At 67.7% G+C, this 20,979-nt stretch carries 17 protein-coding genes and 1 pseudogene; 11 read left to right on the top strand and 7 right to left on the bottom strand.

What is annotated here, in order from left to right; all coding sequences use genetic code 11:
* Positions 1–52: 52 nt before the first annotated feature.
* The 3 genes from cobT to cobS are packed head-to-tail and all read right to left on the bottom strand — an operon-like array spanning position 53 to position 3,428.
* Positions 53–1,915 carry a cobaltochelatase subunit CobT gene (gene cobT / locus L632_RS0100590; protein WP_028711990.1) on the bottom strand — a complete coding sequence of 621 codons (1,863 nt, stop codon included), beginning with the start codon at positions 1,913–1,915 and terminating at the stop codon, positions 53–55.
* Positions 1,912–2,454, bottom strand: a complete 543-nt coding sequence (locus L632_RS23670; RefSeq protein WP_198021785.1) for a hypothetical protein — start codon at positions 2,452–2,454, stop codon at positions 1,912–1,914. The genes cobT and L632_RS23670 overlap by 4 nt, the downstream gene beginning before the upstream one ends.
* Complete coding sequence (gene cobS, locus L632_RS0100595; RefSeq protein ID WP_028711993.1) at positions 2,454–3,428, bottom strand: cobaltochelatase subunit CobS; 975 nt, start codon at positions 3,426–3,428, stop codon at positions 2,454–2,456. Before cobS ends, L632_RS23670 begins: the two co-directional genes overlap by 1 nt.
* 156 nt (positions 3,429–3,584) lie before the next feature.
* Between cobS and L632_RS0100600 the strand changes: the two genes are divergently transcribed.
* Complete coding sequence (locus tag L632_RS0100600) at positions 3,585–4,553, top strand: DUF808 domain-containing protein (RefSeq protein ID WP_036696948.1); 969 nt, start codon at positions 3,585–3,587, stop codon at positions 4,551–4,553.
* Between the two features lie 66 nt (positions 4,554–4,619).
* Positions 4,620–5,999 (top strand): FAD-binding oxidoreductase, encoded by a 1,380-nt coding sequence (locus tag L632_RS0100605; protein WP_028711995.1) that lies wholly within the window; start codon positions 4,620–4,622, stop codon positions 5,997–5,999.
* 163 nt (positions 6,000–6,162) lie between these two features.
* Here L632_RS0100605 and L632_RS23675 read toward each other — a convergent pair whose 3' ends face one another.
* The gene (locus L632_RS23675; RefSeq protein ID WP_084637778.1) at positions 6,163–7,035 is read right to left on the bottom strand and encodes a calcium-binding protein; all 873 of its coding nucleotides are present in this window, start codon (positions 7,033–7,035) and stop codon (positions 6,163–6,165) included.
* Positions 7,036–7,148: 113 nt separating this feature from the next.
* Between L632_RS23675 and L632_RS0100615 the strand changes: the two genes are divergently transcribed.
* The 9 genes and pseudogenes from L632_RS0100615 to L632_RS0100655 all read left to right on the top strand — a co-directional run bounded on the left by L632_RS0100615 (position 7,149) and on the right by L632_RS0100655 (position 16,577).
* Positions 7,149–8,123 carry a hypothetical protein gene (locus L632_RS0100615; protein ID WP_156929426.1) on the top strand — a complete coding sequence of 325 codons (975 nt, stop codon included), beginning with the start codon at positions 7,149–7,151 and terminating at the stop codon, positions 8,121–8,123.
* 140 nt (positions 8,124–8,263) lie between these two features.
* Positions 8,264–9,049: a GH25 family lysozyme gene (locus tag L632_RS21795; protein WP_036696951.1), complete on the top strand. Its 786-nt coding sequence runs from the start codon at positions 8,264–8,266 to the stop codon at positions 9,047–9,049.
* Positions 9,025–9,681, top strand: a complete 657-nt coding sequence (locus tag L632_RS0100625; protein ID WP_028711997.1) for a type II CAAX prenyl endopeptidase Rce1 family protein — start codon at positions 9,025–9,027, stop codon at positions 9,679–9,681. The genes L632_RS21795 and L632_RS0100625 overlap by 25 nt, the downstream gene beginning before the upstream one ends.
* Before the next feature lie 60 nt (positions 9,682–9,741).
* Positions 9,742–11,517, top strand: coding sequence for an aspartate--tRNA ligase (gene aspS, locus L632_RS0100630; RefSeq protein WP_028711998.1), 1,776 nt, complete (start codon positions 9,742–9,744; stop codon positions 11,515–11,517).
* 127 nt (positions 11,518–11,644) lie between these two features.
* Positions 11,645–13,012 carry a DUF1800 family protein gene (locus L632_RS0100635; protein ID WP_028716157.1) on the top strand — a complete coding sequence of 456 codons (1,368 nt, stop codon included), beginning with the start codon at positions 11,645–11,647 and terminating at the stop codon, positions 13,010–13,012.
* 9 nt (positions 13,013–13,021) lie between these two features.
* Complete coding sequence (locus L632_RS0100640) at positions 13,022–14,206, top strand: DUF1501 domain-containing protein (RefSeq protein WP_028712000.1); 1,185 nt, start codon at positions 13,022–13,024, stop codon at positions 14,204–14,206.
* Positions 14,207–14,663: 457 nt separating this feature from the next.
* Positions 14,664–14,888 (top strand): annotated as a pseudogene (locus L632_RS0100645) (DUF475 domain-containing protein); the annotation flags it as partial.
* Between the two features lie 90 nt (positions 14,889–14,978).
* Positions 14,979–15,920, top strand: a complete 942-nt coding sequence (locus L632_RS0100650; RefSeq protein ID WP_028716159.1) for a hypothetical protein — start codon at positions 14,979–14,981, stop codon at positions 15,918–15,920.
* A 144-nt stretch (positions 15,921–16,064) separates the two neighbouring features.
* Complete coding sequence (locus tag L632_RS0100655) at positions 16,065–16,577, top strand: AmiS/UreI family transporter (protein WP_028711541.1); 513 nt, start codon at positions 16,065–16,067, stop codon at positions 16,575–16,577.
* Here L632_RS0100655 and L632_RS0100660 read toward each other — a convergent pair whose 3' ends face one another.
* The 3 genes from L632_RS0100660 to L632_RS0100670 all read right to left on the bottom strand — a co-directional run bounded on the left by L632_RS0100660 (position 16,578) and on the right by L632_RS0100670 (position 20,917).
* Complete coding sequence (locus tag L632_RS0100660; protein ID WP_028716160.1) at positions 16,578–18,662, bottom strand: NAD-dependent epimerase/dehydratase family protein; 2,085 nt, start codon at positions 18,660–18,662, stop codon at positions 16,578–16,580. It lies immediately after the preceding gene.
* A 9-nt stretch (positions 18,663–18,671) separates the two neighbouring features.
* Positions 18,672–19,634: a glycosyltransferase family 2 protein gene (locus L632_RS0100665; RefSeq protein WP_028716161.1), complete on the bottom strand. Its 963-nt coding sequence runs from the start codon at positions 19,632–19,634 to the stop codon at positions 18,672–18,674.
* 98 nt (positions 19,635–19,732) lie between these two features.
* The gene (locus L632_RS0100670; RefSeq protein WP_028711538.1) at positions 19,733–20,917 is read right to left on the bottom strand and encodes an HPP family protein; all 1,185 of its coding nucleotides are present in this window, start codon (positions 20,915–20,917) and stop codon (positions 19,733–19,735) included.
* Between the last annotated feature and the right edge of the window lie 62 nt (positions 20,918–20,979).

Raw genomic sequence — 20,979 nt, forward strand, 5'->3', positions numbered from 1 at the left:
CGAAATTGGTCGCACGGGATGCGGGGCAGATCAAGCAGCCGGAATGGACAGGCTATCCCGCCCGGCGCTGGTTCATGGCGCGGGCGCGCTTCCTGGGATCGGCCTCGAACAGCGCGGCAAGCTGTTCGGTGATGGCGCCGGCCAGCTGCTCGGCATCGGTGATCGTCACCGCGCGCTGGTAATAGCGGGTCACGTCATGGCCGATGCCGATGGCCAGCAGTTCCACCTGCTTCTTGCGCTCGATCATCGCGATCACGTCACGCAGGTGCTTTTCCAGGAAATTCGCCGGGTTGACCGAAAGGGTCGAATCGTCCACCGGCGCCCCGTCCGAGATCACCATCAGGATGCGCCGCGCCTCGGGCCGCCGGGCCAGACGCCGATGCGCCCATTCCAGCGCCTCGCCGTCGATGTTCTCCTTGAGCAGCCCTTCTTTCATCATCAGGCCCAGATTCGGGCGCACCCGCCGCCAGGGGGCATCGGCGGCCTTGTAGATGATATGGCGCAGGTCATTCAGCCGTCCCGGCTGCGCCGGCCGGCCGGCGGCCAGCCATTTCTCGCGGCTCTGGCCGCCCTTCCAGGCCCGGGTGGTGAAGCCCAGGATCTCGACCTTGACCTGCGAACGCTCCAGCGTGCGGGCCAGCACATCGGCGCAGATCGCGGCGATGGAGATCGGCCGGCCGCGCATCGAGCCCGAGTTGTCCAGCAGCAGCGTGACCACGGTGTCGCGGAACTCGGTGTCCTTTTCGACCTTGAAGGACAAGGGCGTCGTCGGGTTCGCCACCACGCGGGCGAGGCGGCCGGCATCCAGCACGCCCTCTTCCTTGTCGAATTCCCAGCTGCGGTTCTGCTGCGCCTGCAGGCGGCGCTGCAGCTTGTTCGCCAGCCGGCTGACCGCGCCGCGCAGGGGCTCCAGCTGCTTGTCCAGATAGGCGCGCAGCCGCTCCAGCTCGGCCGGATCGGCGAGGTCCTCGGCGCGGATCTCCTCGTCGAAGTCCTGGGTATAGACCTTGTAGTCGGGGCTTGCCTCGCTGACCTGCGGCGGCAGGTCGGGGGGCGTCTCGGCCTCGGACATCTCGGCCTCGTCCACCAGTTCCTCGTCGGACTGGTCGTCCATGCTGACCTGGGCCTGGCGTTCGTCCTGGGTCTGGTCCTGGGTGCGTTCCGGGCTGGCCTCGGCCTCCTCGTCCTGGTTCTGGTCGCGGGACTGGTTGTCGCCGGCCTCCTCGTCCTGCTCGGCGTTCTCGTCGGCCTCGTCCTCCTGCGGCTCGTCCGGGTCCTCGCCCAGCTGGTCGCCATAGCCCAGATCGGCGATCACCTTGCGGGCCAGACGCGCGAAGGCGGCCTGGTCGGCGATCACCTGGCCCACGCCTTCCAGATCGGCGCCGGCCTGTTCCTCGACGAAAGGCCGCCACAGGTCCGCGACATGCTGCGCGGCCGAGGGCAGGGCGCGGCCCGTCGCCGCCTGCCGCACGATATAGCCCGCCGCGACGGCCAGCGGCGCATCGGCGGGCGCCTTGATCTGGCCATAGCCCTTGCGCTCGGCCTCCTGGCCCAGCTTGGCGTCGATGTTCGACAGCGCCCCGGGCATGTCGCGCGCCCCCAGAGCCTCGCAGCGCGCGGTCTCCATCGCCTCGTAAAGGTCGCGCGCCATGGGCCCGGCGGGGGCGTATTTCGCATGGGTCGCGGCGTCGTGGTGGCGCAGCTTCATCGCCAGGGCATCGGCGGTGCCGCGCGCCAGCAGCACCTCGTCGCGGGTCATGCGGCGGCTGACCTGCGGCAGGCGCATGGTGTCGCCCGCCACGCCGGACGGGTCGGCGGTGAAGGTCACGTTCAGCTCGTGATCCTCGGCCAGCGCGCGGGTGGCCTCGGTCAGGGCCTTCTTGAACGGATCGGCGGGGTTGTCGGATTTTTTCATAATTGTTCCTCGACTTGAGGCGCCGGTCGCGTGATGGTGGCTATCTGATCCCAGTTTTCGCGATAACGGTCGAGCCAACCCGCCTTATAAGGCGTATCTGGCCCCATCAATCTGGTGTAATCCGGCAAGAGGCGCCGGATGCTGGAGTCGTTGCGCTTTTGACCTCGCGTTCCCGGATTGGAAAGCCAAGTCTGGTGGCTGCTGCGGATCACCTCGGCAACGATCTGGCTAGGAACCACATGCACGACCGGCACGACCGAGGCGTCTTTGCCAAGGTCCACGAAACAATAGAATATGCATGGATTCTGCAGATTCTCGTGCTTTTGCCGCATGTGCCAGCCGCCATCACTTCCCTTGGCCCATCGGGTCTTGACTTGAAAGGCGCATAGCTGGGTGCCTTCCACCGATGTGACGACGATATCAAAGTTTGGGACGCCTTGTGGAGCCAGAGCGGCAATGTAGCCCCGTGATAGAAGCCGCGACATGACCAGGTGCTCACCCGCGGCTCCGGTCACTGTTGTGGCGTCTATCGCGTTCATCACCCCGCCTTGACCGCCGCGCTTTCCGGCAGTTCCTCGTCGAAGAGCCGCTGATAGAACTCGGCCACCGTCTGCCGCTCCAGCTCGTCGCATTTGTTCAGGAAGGTCAGGCGGAAGGCGTAGCCCACGTTGTCGCCGAAGATGCGGGCGTTCTGCGCCCAGGCGATCACCGTGCGCGGGCTCATCACCGTGGACAGGTCGCCCTGCATGAAGGCGGTCCGCGTCAGGTCGGCCAGCGTCACCATCTGGCTGATGATCTTGCGACCCTTTTCCGTGTTGTAGGTCGGGTTCTTGGCCAGCACGATGGCGGCCTCGGCGTCGTGGCTCAGATAGTTCAGCGTCGAGACCAGCGACCAGCGGTCCATCTGGCCCTGGTTGATCTGTTGCGTGCCGTGGTAAAGGCCGGTCGTGTCGCCCAGGCCGACGGTGTTCGCGGTGGCGAACAGGCGGAAATAGGGATTCGGCGTGATGACCTCGTTCTGGTCCAGCAGCGTCAGCTTGCCGTCGGCCTCCAGCACGCGCTGGATCACGAACATCACGTCGGCGCGGCCGGCGTCGTATTCGTCGAAGACGATGGCAGTCGGGTTGCGCAGCGCCCAGGGCAGGATGCCCTCGTGGAACACCGTGACCTGCTTGCCCTCGACCAGCTTGATCGCGTCCTTGCCGATCAGGTCGATGCGGCTGACGTGGCTGTCCAGGTTCACCCGCACGCAGGGCCAGTTCAGCCGCGCCGCCACCTGCTCGATATGGGTGGATTTGCCGGTGCCGTGATAGCCCTGGATCATCACCCGGCGGTTGTAGGCAAAGCCCGCCAGGATCGCCAGCGTGGTGTCGGGGTCGAACTTGTAGGTCGGATCGATGTCCGGCACCCGGTCGGACCGCTCGGCAAAGCCCTTGACCTTCATGTCGCTGTCGAGGCCGAAGACCTCGCGCAGGTCGATTTCCTCGGTCGGTTTCGCGTTCTGATCCAGCATGGGGCGGCCCTTTCGATTGTTCCATGCTTGATGAATGATTCCCCGCGCGGGTGCAAGCCGGGCGGGGCGCGGGAACCATTGCCGCGGCTGCGAATTGCGCATGGGTGCGCCGCCGCCTAGAGTGCCGCGCGGAAACCTGGGACAGGACGGATTGGCATGAGCGGATTGCTGGCGCTCTTGGACGACGTGGCGGGGATCGCCAAGATCGCGGCGGCTTCGGTCGACGATGTGGCCGGGCAGGCGGTCAAGGCCGGCGCCAAGGCGGCGGGCGCGGTGATCGACGACGCCGCGGTGACGCCGAAATACGTGCATGGCTTTTCCGCCGCGCGCGAGGTGCCGATCGTGATGAAGATCGCCCGCGGCTCGCTTTTCAACAAGCTGGTGATCCTGCTGCCCATCGCGCTGGTCCTGTCGGCCTTTGCGCCCTGGGCGATCACGCCCCTGTTGATGCTGGGCGGCTCCTACCTGTGCTTCGAGGGGGCCGAGAAGGTCCTGCATGCGCTCAGCCACCAGCAGGTCAATGAGCCGCATCTGACCGTCACCGAGGAAGGCGCCGCCGGGCTGGAAGAGGAGCGGGTGCGCGGCGCGATCAAGACCGACTTCATCCTCTCGGCCGAGATCATGACCATCGCGCTGGCCGCGATCCCGAACGGCGACGCGATCTGGATGAAGGCGCTGATCCTGGCCGTGGTGGCGGTGGGCATCACCGTCGCGGTCTACGGCTTCGTGGCGCTGATCGTGAAGGCCGACGATTTCGGCCTGCACCTGCACGAGCGCGGCGGCCCCGGCGCGGCGCTGGGGCGCGGCATCGTGCATGTCATGCCGGGCTTCATGAAGGTGCTGACCGTGGTCGGCACCGCGGCGATGATCTGGGTCGGCGGCCAGATCGTCATCCACGGGTTGCACGTGCTGGGCCAGCACCAGCCCTATGAATGGATCCACCACGTGGCCGAGGCCGCCGCCCGGGCCCTGCCCGCCGCGCCCGGCTTCGCCGCCTGGGCCACCACCGCCTTCTTCGACGGCATCTTCGGGCTGGTCTGGGGCATGATGCTGATTCCGGTGGCGCATTACGCCGTCACCCCCGCCATCGAGGCGGTGAAGGGCGCGGTGGGCGCAAAGTCCTGACCGCGGCTTGCCCTTGGCCGGCTGCCGCGACTATCAACTGCCATACCAATGCCGCAGGAGATGTCCATGCCGATTCCCGCCCCGGCCCTCGACGCGCTTTGTGCGCTTCTGGGCGCGCGCCTGTCCACCAGCGGCGCCGACCGCGACCTGCACGCCCAGTCCGAGACCTTCCACCGCGCCCCGCCGCCCGACGCGGTGGCCTGGCCGGTCTCGACCGAGGAGGTCTCGCGCATCGCCGCCATCTGTCACGACCATCGCGTGCCGATGATCGGCTGGGGCACCGGCACCTCGCTCGAAGGGCAGGCGCTGGCGCCGCAGGGCGGGCTGGTCATCGACCTGTCGAAGATGGACCGGGTGCTGGAGATCCGGGCCGAGGACATGCAGGTCAGCGTCCAGCCCGGCTGCACGCGCGAGGCGCTGAATACCGAATTGCGCGCCACCGGCCTGTTCTTCCCGGTCGATCCCGGCGCCAACGCCTCGCTGGGTGGCATGGCGGCGACGCGGGCCTCGGGCACCACGGCGGTGCGCTACGGCACCATGCGCGACAATGTGCTGGCCTTGGAGGTGGTGCTGGCCGACGGGCGGGTGATCCGCACCGGCACACGGGCGGCGAAATCCAGCGCCGGCTATGACCTGACCGGGCTTTTCGTCGGCTCGGAGGGCACGCTCGGCCTCATCACCGAGCTGACCCTGAAGCTGCACGGCCAGCCCGAGGAGGTCGCCTCGGCGGTCTGCGGCTTTCCGACGCTGGAACAGGCGGTGGAATGCGTCACCGCGACGATCCAGTCGGGCATCCCCATGGCGCGGATCGAGTTCATCGACGCCGACGTGGTGCGCGCCTTCAACCGCGCTTCGGGCACGCAGATGCACGAAGGCCCGCACCTGATGGTCGAGTTCCACGGCGCCCCCGCCTCGGTCCGGGGCGACGCCGAAACCTTCGGCGCGCTGGCCGCGGATTTCGGCGGCACCGACTTCGACTGGGCGACCACGCCCGAGGCCCGCGCCGCGCTGTGGAAGATGCGGCACAACGCCTATCGTTCCTGCCTGGCCTTGAGGCCGGGGGCGACGGCGGTGGTGACGGATGTCTGCGTGCCCATGTCGCACCTGCCCGCCGCGGTGGCCGCGGCAGCCGAGGACATCCGCGCCGAGGGCCTGCTGGGCCCCATCGTCGGCCATGTCGGCGACGGCAATTTCCACGCCCAGATCCTGGTGATGCCCGGCGACGAGGCCGAGCTGGCCGCCGCCAAGCGCGTGGCGCTGCGCATGGCCGAGCGCGCCATCGCGGTGGGCGGCACCATCACCGGCGAGCATGGCGTGGGCATCGGCAAGAAGCCCCTGATGCCCGCCCAGCACGGCGCGGCCATCGGCGTGATGGCGGCGATCAAGCGGGCGCTGGATCCGCAGGGCATCATGAACCCGGGCAAGCTGGTGCCGGGGGTGGATTGAGGCCGCCGCGCCCTCTCGCGAAACGAAACCGCGATGCGGCTTGCGCATCCAGCCGGGCGGCCGCCTGCTTGCAGCGCCGGCCAGCCCCAAGGGCGCCGGCCGATCTCGTGCGGCGGCTGGGCCATCCGCCCTGCCGTGCGCTGCATTGGCCCATGGCCTGCACTCAGCCAAAGATGAAATCGCCCGCGTCCAGCGCGGCCGAGTTGACGCCCACCAGCAGGATCGAGCCTCCGCTCGCCAGGTCGATCCGGCAATCCGCGCCAATGTCGGTGAGCACCAGATCGCCAAACCCCGCGCCGCCGGCGCCGGTAAACCGAATCTTGTCGCTGCCGTCGGTGTAATCTTGAATTCGGTCGCTGCCCTCGTTGGCATTATATTTGAAAAGGAACGTGTCGTTGCCGGTGTATCCCGTCAAGACGTCATTGCCGGCATCACCTGACAAGGTATCGTCTCCGGCCATGCCAAGCAGATAATCATTCCCGGCCATGCCGTTGATCTGATCGTTTCCGCCGCCGCCGATAATCGTGTCGCTATGCCAGGAAAAATCGAAGCCGTTGATCGTGTTATTTCCAGAGCCACCCCAGATTTGACCAAGAGAACCGCCCGCGGTCGAATAGAACTTTATGGGTGAAACATCTATGAGTCCGGTTCCTTCGATGATCAGGGTCTTGTTGGTCGTATTGACTAACCATTCCCCGAAGGAAACCTGCCCAAGCCTTATGGTGCAAAGCGTTCCACTGCTGCTGGTGGTTTCCGCATAGATATAATCAGTTCCTTCCCCTCCATTAATAATGTCGCCTGCGCTGGTAAAATAGTCGCTTGCGTCAGTCACCCTTATCGTATCGTCTCCCGCATCGCCATAAATGGTGTCCCGGCCATTTCCGCCCAGAATGACGTCATTGCCTCTTCCGCCCATAATCAGGTCGGCACCATCCATGCCGTAAAGCGTATCGTTTCCATCGCCGCCCGAAATATAGTCGTTGCTGCTGCTGCCGGTGATGCTGTCATTTCCAGAGGTTCCGTAGTAATTTGCCATGTTTATCTCCTGAGTTTGGTGAAAAATCTAATCAACTTCTGATTGCTGGCGTAGCCAAATCTGACTACGATTTCGACAAGGCGCAACATGTTTAACTGAACGGAATCGTTTTCATGCAACTCTCGTCAGCGAGCATAGCTCTCACCATTCTGAACTCAGGCAATTCGCCCTCGGCGCTCGTCGGGCAGGGCGTGGTGGCGGCAGACGCTTCGTCCGTCCATCAGCTTTCGCGGGCTGCTGCACCTGAGGTTGCCGCCGAGTTGTCGGGTTCAGACAAATATGTCCCGGCAGAGGTCGTTGCAGACATGGAAAGGTTTGAAGAAATTCAGGCCAGATTTGGCCAGATGGGAGAGTTCAACTATGCGCTCATGGAGGGCTCGAAAAGCCCGTTCGATGCAGAAATAATCGAATATACCGGCGCGCGGCGGGCGTGGGTGACCAGCAACTCCGACTCTCGCCTCGCTTTTCCCGGTGTGTTCATCTCCTCGCCGGGCGTAGCTGCGGGCACCCAGGCGCCGCAGCGCGATGCGGATTTCCCGTCGCGGCGCGATGCCATGGCCAATGCCTATCATTTCGCGAGCGCGTTGGTGGAAAACGTGAAATACGTCGTCTCGGATGCGCGCGAGATCGCCTCCGATCCCGACAAGTATCTGGACGCCTCCGGCCAGCTTTACGGTGCGGGCCCGGGGGGCGGAACCGCCGGCGGCGACTGGCAGGTCGCCATGGCGAAGGGCACAGACATGATGTTGTTCTACCGCGACAGGATGGAAAGCATGGCCGCCTCGCTGGCGAATATGTTCAGCTTCGATTCGACCAGCGTGACCGTTCCGGCCTATGACGGCGGCTTCCAGGGCTTCAGCATCACCCACGGCACGCTGGGCAAGATCATGGACGTGGCCCGGGACGGGTCGATCACGCTTTACGACGCCGAGGGCACGGCCTATTCGGCCGAGGAATATAATGTGGCCAATATCGACGGCGGCATCCCGCAACTGCACAACGACCTGATCAGGCAGGCCGACGACCGTGCCGCACTTGCCAGCCGCGGTCTCCGCAGCGAGGTATCGGGCGGGATCGTGCGCCTTTGACAGCGGCCTCTGCCGCCGCTGACAAACTCGTGACTGTCACGCCATCGTGACAGAGCCCTGCGCCTTTGCGATAAGGGCGGGAAGCGCCGAACACAGGCGCCAGGGCAGAGCGTCGGAACGGCGCGGGGCAGAGGGCAGACATGAAACTTCTGGGCAAGATTTTGACGGTGCTGGCGCTGGTCGCGCTGGCCGCCTGCGCGCGCGGGCCATCCAGCGGGCCGGCGGTGATGGCGGGGCAGGGACGGGGGCCGCAATTCGGCGACAGCGCGCCGCATCCCTGGGTCGGCGGCCATCCCTATGATCACCTGGTCCACGGCATCGACGTCTCGCGCTGGCAGGGCGACATCGACTGGCACCGGGTGCGCAATGCCGGCATCAGCTTCGCCTTCATCAAGGCGACCGAGGGCGGCGACCACGCCGATCCGAACTTCCGCCGCTACTGGTACGAGGCGGGACAGGCCCGCATCCCGCGCGGCGCCTATCATTACTTCTATTTCTGCCGCTCGGGGGCGCAGCAGGCCGCCTGGTTCATCGCCAACGTGCCCAAGGAACGCGGCGCCATGCCGCCGGTGCTGGACCTGGAATGGACCGCCTCCAAGACCTGCCCGCATCGCCCGCCCAGCCACGAGGTGCTGCGCGAGGCCAGGATCTTCAAGGACATCCTGCACCGGCACTATGGCCAGCGGCCGATCATCTACACCACGGTGGACTTCTACCGCGACAACAACCTCGGCTCCTGGCCCGAGGAGTTCTGGCTGCGCTCGGTTGCCGGCCATCCGCGCATCGTCTATCCTGGCCAGCCCTACAGTTTCTGGCAATATACCGGGACCGGAATCGTGCCGGGAATCAGGGGGAACGTGGACCTGAACGTGTTTGCGGGCTCGCCCGCCCAGTGGCGGATATGGCTGAACCGACGGCTGCAATAGAGCGCGGCCTTCTCTGGGCCGAATTCGCGGCGCTCTATCTGGGGGCGCCGCTGGTCATCGCGCTGTTCCTGCCGGGCCACCTGCTGTTCGAGGCGCTGGCGGTCTTCAGCCTTGCCGGGCTGGGCCTGTTGTGGCGCACCGGCGGCTTTCACTGGCACAGCCTGGTGCGCGGCTGGAGCCGGCTTCCCTGGCACGAGGTCCTGGCCATCGCCACGGCCACCCTGCTGGCGGGGCTGGCGATCCTGTGGTTCAGCAGCCCGAATTCGATCTTCCAGATCGTGCGCAACCGGCCAGAATTCCTGCTGGTGATCTGGGTCTTCTACCCCGTTCTCTCGGCCCTGCCGCAAGAGCTGATCTTCCGCCCGCTGTTCTTCCACCGCTATGCCGTGCTGCTGCCGGCGGGACAGGGGGCGATCGCGCTGAACGCGGCGGTGTTTTCCTTCGCGCATCTGATGTATTGGTCCTGGGTGGTCGCGGCCCTGACCTTCGTCGGCGGCTGGGTCTTTGCCCGCGCCTATCTGGAGCGGGGCTTCCCCTCGGCCTGGGTCTTGCATGCGGTGGCGGGCAACGTGCTTTTCGCGGTGGGGATGGGGGTCTATTTCTACACCGGCAACGTGGTGCGGCCGTTCTGATTGCTTGACTTCCCCCGCGCGGCGCGGTTCATGCGTGGCCGATACGCAAGGGGAAAAACGATGAGCGCCTATCGCAGCCATACCTGCGGCGAGCTGACCGCCGCTGCCGCCGGGTCCGAAGTCCGTCTGTCCGGCTGGGTCCACCGGGTCCGCGACCATGGCGGCGTGCTGTTCATCGACCTGCGCGACCATTACGGCATCACCCAGGTGATCGCCGACAGCGACAGCCCCGCCTTTGCGGCGCTGGAAAAGCTGCGCGCCGAGACGGTGATCCGCATCGACGGCCGGGTGAAGCTGCGCGACCCGAGCCTGGTCAACCCCAAGCTGCCCACCGGCGAGATCGAGGTCTATGCCACCGCGATGGAGGTTCTGGGCGCCTCGGACGACCTGCCCCTGCCGGTCTTCGGCGACCAGGACTATCCCGAGGAGACGCGGCTGGCCTATCGCTTCCTCGACCTGCGCCGCGAAAGCCTGCACAACAACATCATGCTGCGCTCGCGCGTGGTGAAATGGCTGCGGGACGCCATGTGGCAGCAGGGCTTCACCGAGTTCCAGACCCCGATCATCACCGCCAGCTCGCCCGAAGGCGCGCGCGACTTCCTGGTGCCCTCGCGGCTGCATCCGGGCAAGTTCTACGCCCTGCCGCAGGCGCCGCAGCAGTTCAAGCAGCTGATCATGGTCGCGGGCTTCGACAAGTATTTCCAGATCGCGCCCTGCTTCCGCGACGAGGACCCGCGCGCCGACCGCTCGCCCACCGATTTCTACCAGCTTGACATGGAGATGTCCTTCGTCGAGCAGGAGGACGTGTTCCGCGCCATCCAGCCGGTGATCCAGGGCCTGTTCGAGGAATTCGGCGGTGGCCGCCCCGTCGATGCGACCTGGCCCCGCATCCCCTATGCCGAGGCGATGCTGAAATACGGCTCCGACAAGCCCGACCTGCGCAACCCGATCGAGATGCAGGTGGTCAGCGACCATTTCCGCGGCTCGGGCTTCGGCATCTTCGCGAAGCTGCTGGAGCAGGAGGGCACCGAGGTCCGCGCCATTCCGGCGCCCACCGGCGGCTCGCGCAAGTTCGCCGACCGCATGAACGCCTTCGCGCAACAGCAGGGCCTGCCGGGGATGGGGTATATCTTCTGGCGCAAGGCCGAGGACGGCTCGACCGAGGCCGCCGGCCCCATCGCCAAGGCGCTTGGCCATGACAAGACCGAGGCGATCCGCCTGCAGCTGGGCCTGGGCGAGGGTGACGCCGCCTTCTTCCTGGGCGGCAAGCCCGAGGCTTTCGAGGCCGTCGCCGGCCGCGCCCGCAACGAGATCGGCCGCGAACTGGGCCTGACCGACGAGAACCAGTTCAAATTCGCCTGGATCGTCGATTTTCCCATGTATGAGAAGGGCGAGGACGGCCGCATCGACTTCAGCCACAACCCGTTCTCGATGCCGCAGGGCGGGCTCGAGGCGCTGGAGGGCGACCCGCTTGCGGTCAAGGGCTATCAATACGACCTGGCCTGCAACGGCTATGAGTTGGTCTCGGGCGCCATCCGCAACCACCGGCCGGAAATCATGTTCCGGGCCTTCGAACTGGCCGGCTATGGCCGCGACGAGGTCGAGAAGCGTTTCGGCGGCATGGTCAAGGCTTTCCGCTACGGCGCGCCGCCGCATGGCGGCTGCGCGGCGGGGATCGACCGCATCGTGATGCTGCTGGCCGACGAGGCGAACATCCGCGAGGTCATCATGTTCCCGATGAACCAGCGCGCCGAGGACCTGATGATGGGCGCCCCCAGCGAGCCGACGAACGAGCAGCTGCGCGAATTGCGCCTGCGCGTGCTGCCACGCGAGTGACGGTTCGGCGGCGCCTTGCCGCAGCGCCGCATCTGAAGAAAGCGTGAACTGACCTTCGGCCGCGATCATGCCATACCTTGCGCATGGGGGCGATTTCCCCCGCGAGGATGTCCGCAAGGATGATTGCATGAGCTTTGGATTTCCCGAGCTGGCGGCGATCCGCCTGGGTTTTGGCCTGTCGCCGCGAATGCCCGCGCCCGCCGATGCCGAAGCGGTGCTGGCCAGCGCCGCCCAGACCGGCCCCGGGCCGCAGGCGATGACCACCGAAAGCGCGATGGACATGGCCAACCGCTTCCGCGCCGCCGCCCCGCTTCGGCGCGAGGGCGAGGCGCAGGAGAAAGAGTTCCAGCAGGCCAACCACGGGCTGATGCGGCTGCCCTTCCAGGACCTGCAGCGCCGGGTGGCGCGCGCCGTCGACGATCCGGTCGGCTTCGGCGAAAGGCTGGTGCAGTTCTGGAGCGACCATTTCACCGTGCGCCCGCTCAACAAGGTCGCCAACGGGCTGGCCATGGCCTTCGTGGACGAGGCGATCCGCCCGCATGTGAACGGCCGGTTCGAGGACATGTTCTTCGCCGCCGACACCCATCCGATGATGCTGATCTATCTGGACCAGATCTCGAGCCGGGGCCCGAATTCGCCCTTTGTCAGGAACCGGCCGGCGCGCCATCTGGGCCTGAACGAAAACCTCGCCCGCGAGGCGCTGGAGCTGCATTCGCTGGGCGTGGGCGCCGGCTACGACCAGAAGGACGTGCGCGAGCTGGCCGAGCTGCTGACCGGGCTGAGCTTTTCCTACAAGGAGGGCTTCGCCTTCAAGGCCGTCTGGGCGGAGCCGGGTGCCGAAACCGTGCTGGGCAAGTCCTATGGCAGTGGCCGGCGCGGCGGGCTCGAGGACATCCGCGCCGCCTTTCGCGACATCGCCCGTCACCCCGACACGGCGCGGCACCTGTCGCGCAAGCTGGCGGTGCATTTCGTCTCGGACACGCCGTCCGAGGATCTGGTCGACGCCATGGCGGCGGTCTGGCGCGACAGCGGCGGCGATCTGCCCCAGGTCTATCGCGTGCTGGTCAGCCATCCCGAGCTTGCCTCGTCCCTGCGGCAGAAGGTGCGCCAGCCCTTCGACCTGGCCGTGGCCGGGCTGCGGGCCTTGGGCATCCGCGGCGAACAGGTCGCGGGGCTCGACATTCCGGTCCTGCGCCGGGCGCTCTGGACGCCGATCGAGGCCATGGGCCAGCCCTGGGGCCAGCCCAAGGGACCGGACGGCTGGCCGGAAGAGGCCGGGGCCTGGATCGCGCCGCAGACCCTGGCCGCGCGCATCAACTGGTCGCTGCGCATTCCCCGCATGCTGCTGGACGAACTGCCCGACCCGCGCGAGATGCTGGTCTCGGCCTTCGGCGGCACGCAATCGGCGGAACTGGCCTGGGCGGTGCCCAAGGCGGAAAGCGCGGCCGAAGGCGTGGCGCTGATCCTCGCCTCGGGCGATTTCAACCGGCGATAGGAGCGACGGATGCTGACACTGGACCGACGCCTGTTTCTGAAAAGCGCGGCGCTGATCGGCTGCTCGGCCGCGGCGCATCCCTTCCTGAACTCGATGACCTTCGCGGCGCTGCCGGGCGAGAACCGGCTGGTGGTCATCATCCTGCGCGGCGCCATGGACGGGCTGGACGCGATCCAGCCCTATGGCGACCCGATGCTGCGCAAGCTGCGTCGCGAGCTCTCGGTGGGGCCGGAAAACGGCGCGCTGGACCTCGACGGCTTTTATGCGCTGCATCCGCGGCTCGAGCCGCTCCTGCCCTTGTGGCAGGCAGGCGAGCTGGCCTTCGCGCATGCGGTCTCGACCCCCTATCGCGACAAGCGCAGCCATTTCGACGGCCAGGACGTGCTGGAGGCCGGGACCGGCAACGACCTGCCGGTGGACCGCCGCATCGGCGGCTGGCTGAACCGGCTCTTGCAGGCCACGCCCGGCGCCAAGGCCGAGACCGCCTATTCCGTGGGCGTCGAGCAGATGCGGATCCTGGCGGGCGAGGCGGCGCATCTGAGCTGGGCGCCCCGCGCCGCGCTGACCCTGTCGGCGCAGGCGCAGACGCTGCTGGAGCATGTCTATCACGACGACCCGCTGTTTCGCGACGCGGCGCGGGATGCGGTGCAGATCGGTGCCGAGACCTCGGATGATGTCGGCAAGATGCAGGGGCCGACCGCCGATGCCCAGGCGCTGGCGGCCTTTGCGGCCAGCCGGCTGAATGGCGAAAGCCGCATCGCCGCCTTCTCGATCCCCGGCTGGGACAGCCATGCCAACCAGCCGGCGGTGCTGGGCCGGGCGCTGGACCGGCTGGCCGCGGCGATCCTGAAGCTGCGCGAGGGGCTGGGGCCGAACTGGGGCCGGACCACGGTGCTGGCCATGACCGAATTCGGCCGCACGGTGCGCGAGAACGGCTCGGGCGGCACCGATCACGGCACCGGCGGCGCCCTGCTGATGGCGGGGGGCGTGATCCGCGGCGGGCGCGGCTATGGCGACTGGCCGGGGCTGGGCGAGGGTCAGCTTTACGCCGAGCGCGATCTGATGCCCATGCGCGACATCCGCGCCTATGCCGGCTGGGCCATGCACGGGCTGTTCGGGATCGAGCGCGACCGGCTGGAGCGCACGATCTTCCCGGGCCTCGAGCTTGGCGACGATCCCGGGATGCTGGCCTGAGCTTCTCGCCACAGCGCGCCTGACGGCAAGGGCTCGGCGAGCCTGGCGAGGGGCGCGGGGCGTCTGCGTCGGCACCTGGCTGGCGGCCTAGGGCGGGCGCGGGGCTGGCGAACTTTCCGCCAAGGCCTTCCTGACGATCCGGGCGCGCGGTCCCGCGCATCGCCGGAAGATGATCCGGCTGCCGGTCCGCCATCCGGAGGCCGCGGCTGCGGCGGTTCAGCCACGCCCGTCTCGGGCCCCGGATTTCCCGGTGTCCCGACCTGAAGCGCCATGCTGGAGCGGGCGCCTTGCTCGGCCTTTCCTCGCCGATGACCCGGGGGGCGCCAAGTCTTGACGGCATTCGCGCGGTTGGAATGCTCTTAGCAACCAGCAACCAGCAACCAGCAACCAGCAACCAGCAACCAGCAACCAGCAACCAGCAACCAGCAACCAGCAACCAGCAACCAGCAACCAGCANCGCTCGATGACCATCATGCTGGTCGAGCGCGGCACGCTGGCCGAATACCGCTTCCTGGAACACGGCGCCTTCTACGCCATCATCGCGCTGTCGGTGATCATGTTCGTGCAGCCCTTGGTGCATATCCCCGAGGTCATCACCGGCCTGGGCGGCGCGACGCTGATCGGCATCTCGTTCTGGTCCTCGATCCGCTGGAACCGCAAGAACCACGCGGTCGAGGCATAAGCACTGCCTGAAAAGCCTGTCGGCCGCCGCCTTTCGGGGCGGCGGCCTTTTTGCTATCCCTGATCCCGTGGTTCGGAACGAGGGATGGACATGCGTTACCTGCTTGCCCTGCTGGTCGTCGTCGCGCTTGCGGCGCTGTTCTACTGGCGCCATGCGCAAAGGGCCGGGGCGGTGCCGGATGACGGCGCCGATGTGCAGGCGCTTTACCAAGCGGGCCGGGCGCTGCCGCAGGGACCGCTGCGGGTCTATCACCTGGGCCACAGCCTGGTCGGGCGCGACATGCCGGCGATGCTGGCGCAACTGGCCGGGCAGGGGCACGATTACGCGCTGCAGCTGGGCTGGGGCACGGCGCTGCGCGAGCATTTCCAGGGCCCCGACGCGATCAACGGCTACGAGCAGGAAAACGCCACCCCCCGCCACCGCGAGGCGCATGAGGCACTGCAAAGCGGCGATTACGACGCCTTCGTCATGACCGAGATGGTGCGGCTGCAGGACGCGATCCAATACAAGGAAAGCCGCCTCTATGCCGGGAAATGGGCGGCCGAGGCGGCGGCGGCCAATCCCGAAGCGCAGATCTTCCTTTACGAAAGCTGGCACGCGCTGGACGACCAGCCGGACTGGCTGTCGCGCCTGCCCGACGACCTGGAGACGATGTGGAAGCCCGCCCTGCTGTGGCCCGCCGCCCGCGCTGCCGACAGGCCGGTCTGGTTGATCCCCGTGGGGCAGGTCATGGCCCGGCTGGTGGCCGAGGCCGAGGGCAAGGGCGGCATCGCCGAGATGACCTCGCGCGAGGACCTGTTCGCCCGCAATCCCGACGGTTCGCTGGACAGCATCCATCCGAACGACCTGGGCTCCTATCTGGTGGCGTTGACGCATTACGCGGTGCTTTACGGCAAAAGCCCGGTCGGGCTGCCGCATCAGTTGCTGCGCGCCGATGGCAATCCGGCCGAGGCCCCCTCGCCCGAGCTGGCGCGGCGCATGCAGGAGCTGGTCTGGGAAGTGGTCAGCGCCGAGCCGCTGACCGGCCTCTGACCCGCACGGAAGCCGAATTCTGCTTTTACGGATCGTTGAAAACATTCCCATTGATCCGGCGGCGATTCTGCCCTCTTGGCAGGCATGGCTGATCGCATTCCGGGCAATTGCCCGATCCGCGGTCAGGCTTGCGCAGGAGGTCCAATGCTTACCGGGTTTGTGCTGTTCTATGTCGGCGCCGTGCTGTTTCTCAACGGCCTCTGGCTGATGGGCCGGATCGCCGATCGCGAGATCGTCGTCATCAACATCGTCACCGCGCTGGTTTCGGGCGCGGCAGTGCTGCACGACGCCTTCGGCGCCGGGGCCGGCGCCGCCAGCATCCGCAACGGCGCGCTGAGCCTCTTGTTCTGCACCACCTATCTGTGGGTCGCCTATAACCGGTTCAGCGGCGCGGACGGGCGCGGCCTGGGCTGGTTCAGCCTGTTCGTCGCGGTGACGACCGTGCCGGTGTTCCTGCGCGGGCTGGCCGAAGCCGCGACCGCGACCGAGCTTTGGCTGGCGGCGAATTGGGCCGTCTGGGGCGTGCTGTGGTTCCTGTATTTCCTGCTGCTGGCGCTTGGCCGCCCGATCCAGCGACAGACCGCCTGGGTCACGCTGCTGGCCGGGATCTTTACCGGCTGGCTGCCGGGCTTCCTGCTGCTGGACGGGCTGATCTGATCACCAGAACAGATGCGCCTCGTCGATGGCGCGGCGCCAGAAGGCGTCGCGGTCGGCCTCGGGCGCCCAGCCCAGCAGGCGCTTGGGTTTGGCATTGTCGAAACGCGACAGGTGCCCGCGCGACTTCCAGTCCGCCAGCGAGGCGGGCGCCGCGCCCTTCTTGCGCAGGGCATGGCGCTTCAGCCCCTGCTTGACCGCATCGACCGCCCAAAGCGCGGTCAGGTTCGAGCCGCTGACCTTCAGCCGCGCCCCGGTGCGGCGGTGGATGGCGTCGAAATAGTCGCGGCCGGAAAACATCGGCTCGCCGATCAGGTTGAAGCTTTCGCCGATGGCCTCGTCGCGCTCCATCATCGCGATCAGCCCGTCCGAGACGTCGTCGGCCAGCACGAAGGGCAGGATGTTGCGGCCATTGCCCCACAGCCGCACCGCCCCCGCCCCGTGCCAGCGGCCGATGCCCCAATGCTGCAGGGGCCCGCCGTCGCCCAGCACGATGCCGGGCCGTGCGATCACCAGCCGCAACCCCTGCGCCTGCATCGCGATCAGCCGGCGCTCGCCCTCGGCCTTGGACCGGGCATAGATGTTGCGGCTGTCCATCTGGCCGAAATCGCTGGCCTCGGTGATGGCGCGGGCCGGGTCGGACATGTCGTATGAGGCGATGGTGCCGGTATGGACCAGCCGCCCGATGCCGGCGCGGATCGCGGCGCGGCCGATGCGCTCGGTCGTGGCCACGTCGTTTTCCAGCGCCGCCTGCCAGCTCTTGTCGGTGGATTTCGCCAGGTTGAAGACGCAATCCATGCCCTGCATGGCCTGGGCCAGCCCGTCCTCGTCGCGCAGCGACACGGCCAGCGTCTCGACATGGTCGGCGATGTCGGGAAAGGGACCGTTGCGGCCGCGCGACAGCACCCGCACGTCGTGGCCGCGCTGGACCAGCCGCCGGGTCAGGTTGCGGCCGATGAAGCCGGTGCCGCCGATCACCATGACGCGCGGCCGCGGCGTGCCCACGGGCCGAGCCGGGACCGGAGGCAGGGCGGGCAGGCTGACCAGCGCATCCTCGATCCCCTGCATCACCGCCCGGGCCGAGGCGGGCGCAAGGCGCGGGTCGGGTTGCCCGGCGCGGATACCGTCGTAGAAGGCGGCGATGGTGGCGCGGAAGCTCAGCCCATAGGGGCTTTTCTGGTTCAGCGAGGCGGCCTGGCGGAAGGCGTTGCGCAGCCCCTCGCGCAGATGCGCCCCGGCGCGGGACAGTTCCTTGATCAGCGGGTTCAGCACCAGATCGGCGGTGTTGTCGCGCGTGACCACCAGCGCATCCGCCGCATAGTCCAGCCGCGCCATGCCCGAGGAGCCGCGCAAGCTGACCGAACGGTCGTCGAAGGTCTCGACCAGCGACAGGGCGATGGTCACGTCCACCTTGCCGGCGCGGGCCAGGATGCGCCAGCTTTGCGGCCGCTCTTCGCCGCCGGGCAGGGTGATCCATTGGCCCAGGCTGACATGCTCGACCTCCAGCGGGCCGAACAGGTCCACCGCGAACGAGAAGGGATGCGCGCCAAGCTCCAGCAGCAGGTTCTGCGTCTGCCGCAGCATCCACAGCCCGTAAGGCCCCGAGCGCAGGGGCACCAAGGGCAGCGCCCAGTTGATCTGCGCGGCCGAGACCAGGCCCAGATCGCCCGCCTGCACCGCCTGCTTGAGCCGGCCGTAGCCGGGCAGGCCCAGAAAGTTGTGGCAGGCGCCCAGCTGGCGGCCGGCGGCCCGGGCCGCGGCCTCCATCTCGTCGATCTCGGCGACGGACAGCGCCACCGGCTTCTCGACCAGCACATGCAGGCCCGCGCCCAGGCATTTCACCGCCAGGTCGCGATGCAGGTTCGGCGGCGTCAGGATATGCACCACATCGCAGACCCCGGCGGCGATCATCTGGTCCAGGTCGGCAAAGGCGGCGACGCCATGGCTGGCGGCCAGCGCCTCGGCCGCGTCGATGGCGGGGTCGCAGATCGCGACCAGCCGCGCGCCCGGCGCGGCCTTGATCGCATCGGCATGCCACGAGGCGATGTAGCCGGCCCCGACAATGCCGACGCGCAGGTCCGAGGTCATGAAAAACTCCTATTTATACTCGATAATACGCATGGCGTCGCCCTTGCGGCGGCGCCGGTGGTAAGTCATCATTCCCAAAAGGTTAGGGATCTTGGCCAGCGTCAGCAGCGCGGCCTGCCCTGCCGCCATCGGCCGGCCCTTCAGCCCCTTGAGGGTCTTCCAGAAGGACAATGCGTAAAGCCCCAGCACCGCCAGCGAAAGCCAGAGGCTGGTAAACAGCCCCAGCAGGAAAAGCAGCGGCAGCGCCAGCCCATAGACCCAGACCCGCACCTGCTCGCGCCGGAAATGCGGCGGGTGCATGCGGCCCACCTGCGCGAAGCCGTGGCCGTTGCGGATGGTGCGCTGCCACCATTGGGAAAAGCGGGTCATGTCGGCATCGTGCCAGGTCATCTGCACCGGCAGGCGCTGCAGCTTCCAGCCGGCCTTGCCCAGGCGCAGGCAGAATTCGTCGTCCTCGGCCGCGATCACCGCCGGGTCGAAGCCGCCGATCTCGCGGAAAGCCGCGACGCGCACCATCATGTCGCCGCCGCAGGCCACGATCGGGCCGGCGGGCCGGTGCCAGTCCACCTCGCACATCTGGTTGTAGACCGTGGCCGTGGGGTGGATCTCGGAGCGCCAGCCGGTGACGAGGCCCAGCCCGGGGTCGTCCTGCATGGCGGCGATACCGGCCTCCAGCCAGCCGGGCTCGACCCGGCAGTCGCCGTCGACGAATTGCACCAGGTCCAGCGTGCCGCCGGCCAGCAGCGCGTCGAACCCGGCATTGCGGGCGCGGGCGGCGGTAAAGGGAACCGAGCTGTCCAGCTCGACCACGGTGACGCCCAGGCTGCGGGCGAAACCGACGCTGTCGTCGCGCGAGCCGCTGTCCACATAGACCACCCGCTCGCAAAGCGGCACCAGAGAGCGCAGGCAGGCTTTCAGCCGCTCGCCCTCGTTGCGGCCGATCGCCACGGCGCCGAGCGTGGGACGGGTCATGATTCCCCCAGGGTTGTTCCGGTCAGGGAAACCTATCCCTGCCGGGCCGCTTTCTGCAATGCGGCGCGGCCTGTCGTTATCGGCATGTCCGGGCGGGATCAGGGTGCCGGCAGGTCCTGCCGCAGGCTCTGGCGGGCCAGGGCCGAGATCAGGTCGGTCTGGGTGACGATGCCGACGATGCGCGGCCCGTCCAGCACCGGCACCGCGTCGCATTCGCCCGAGGCCAGCATCGGCAGCAGCGCCCCGATGGGGGTATCGGGCGCGACATGCGGCGGGTCGGTCTGCATGATCTCTCGCGCGCGGGTCGGCATGCCGCGCCTGGGGTTCAGCAGGTCCGACATGGCGACGGAAAACCGCCGGTCGTGGCGAAAGGCGTCGTCGCGGGCGCGGCGGATCAGGTGCAGCTGGAAGATCACGCCCAGGAACCGGTCGCCGTTCTCGACCACCGGAAGCGAGGTGAAGCCGTGCCTGCGGAAGATGTCGGCGACGCGCACCAGCCGGGTCTGCGGGCCGACGGTGACCAGGTCCCGCGACATCACGTCCGCTGCGGTCAGCGGTCCGGTGCGGTGGGTGGCGGCCTGCAATTCCGCGGCGCCGATCAGCCGGGCAAGGTCCTCGACGCCCAGGTTCAGCGACTGGCGATAGCGTTGTAGGATCTCGGTCAGCTCGTCCTTGGACAGGCCCAGCCGCTCCATCGCCGGATGGTCGGCGGTGCCATGCGGCCCCGGCTCGTCGAACTGGCGGAAGGGATAGCGCCGCCCGGTCAGCCGCGCATAGATCATCGCCAGGCCGACCAGGGCCAGCGTGCCGACCAGCACCGGCGCCAGCACGAAGTGGAAGCCGAGCTCGCGGATCGCCTCGGGGTTCAGCGCGGCGGTCATGGCGACCGCGCCGGCGGGCGGATGCACGGCGCGCAAAAGGATCATCGCGGTGATGGTGATGCCCACCGCCAGCGCGACGCAAAGCGCCGCGTTGGGCGTCATCATGCAGGCCAGCACCCCGACGGCCGCGGCGACGCCGTTGCCGACCACCGCCGACCAGGGTTGCGCCAGCGGGCTGTTCGGCACCGCGAAGACCAGCACCGAGGTCGCGCCGAAGGGCGCGATCATGTAAAGCCCCAGCCGCAGGTCGGTCGCCGGAGACAGCAGGAACAGGCCCGAGACGCCCAGCCCCACCAGCGCGCCGATCCCCGCCCGCAGGGCCTCGCGCGGCGAGCCGGGCGCGATCGCCGGGCCGAGGGCCTGCGTGATCTGGTGCAGCACGGCCCCGGCCGGTCTGGTCATCTGATCTGTCCTTCGCGCCTGCCCGGAAAACGGGCTTCCGATGTGCTTAATTGTCGCAGGAA

The sequence above is a fragment of the Paracoccus sp. J39 genome (genome assembly GCF_000518925.1).
Lineage (GTDB): Bacteria > Pseudomonadota > Alphaproteobacteria > Rhodobacterales > Rhodobacteraceae > Paracoccus.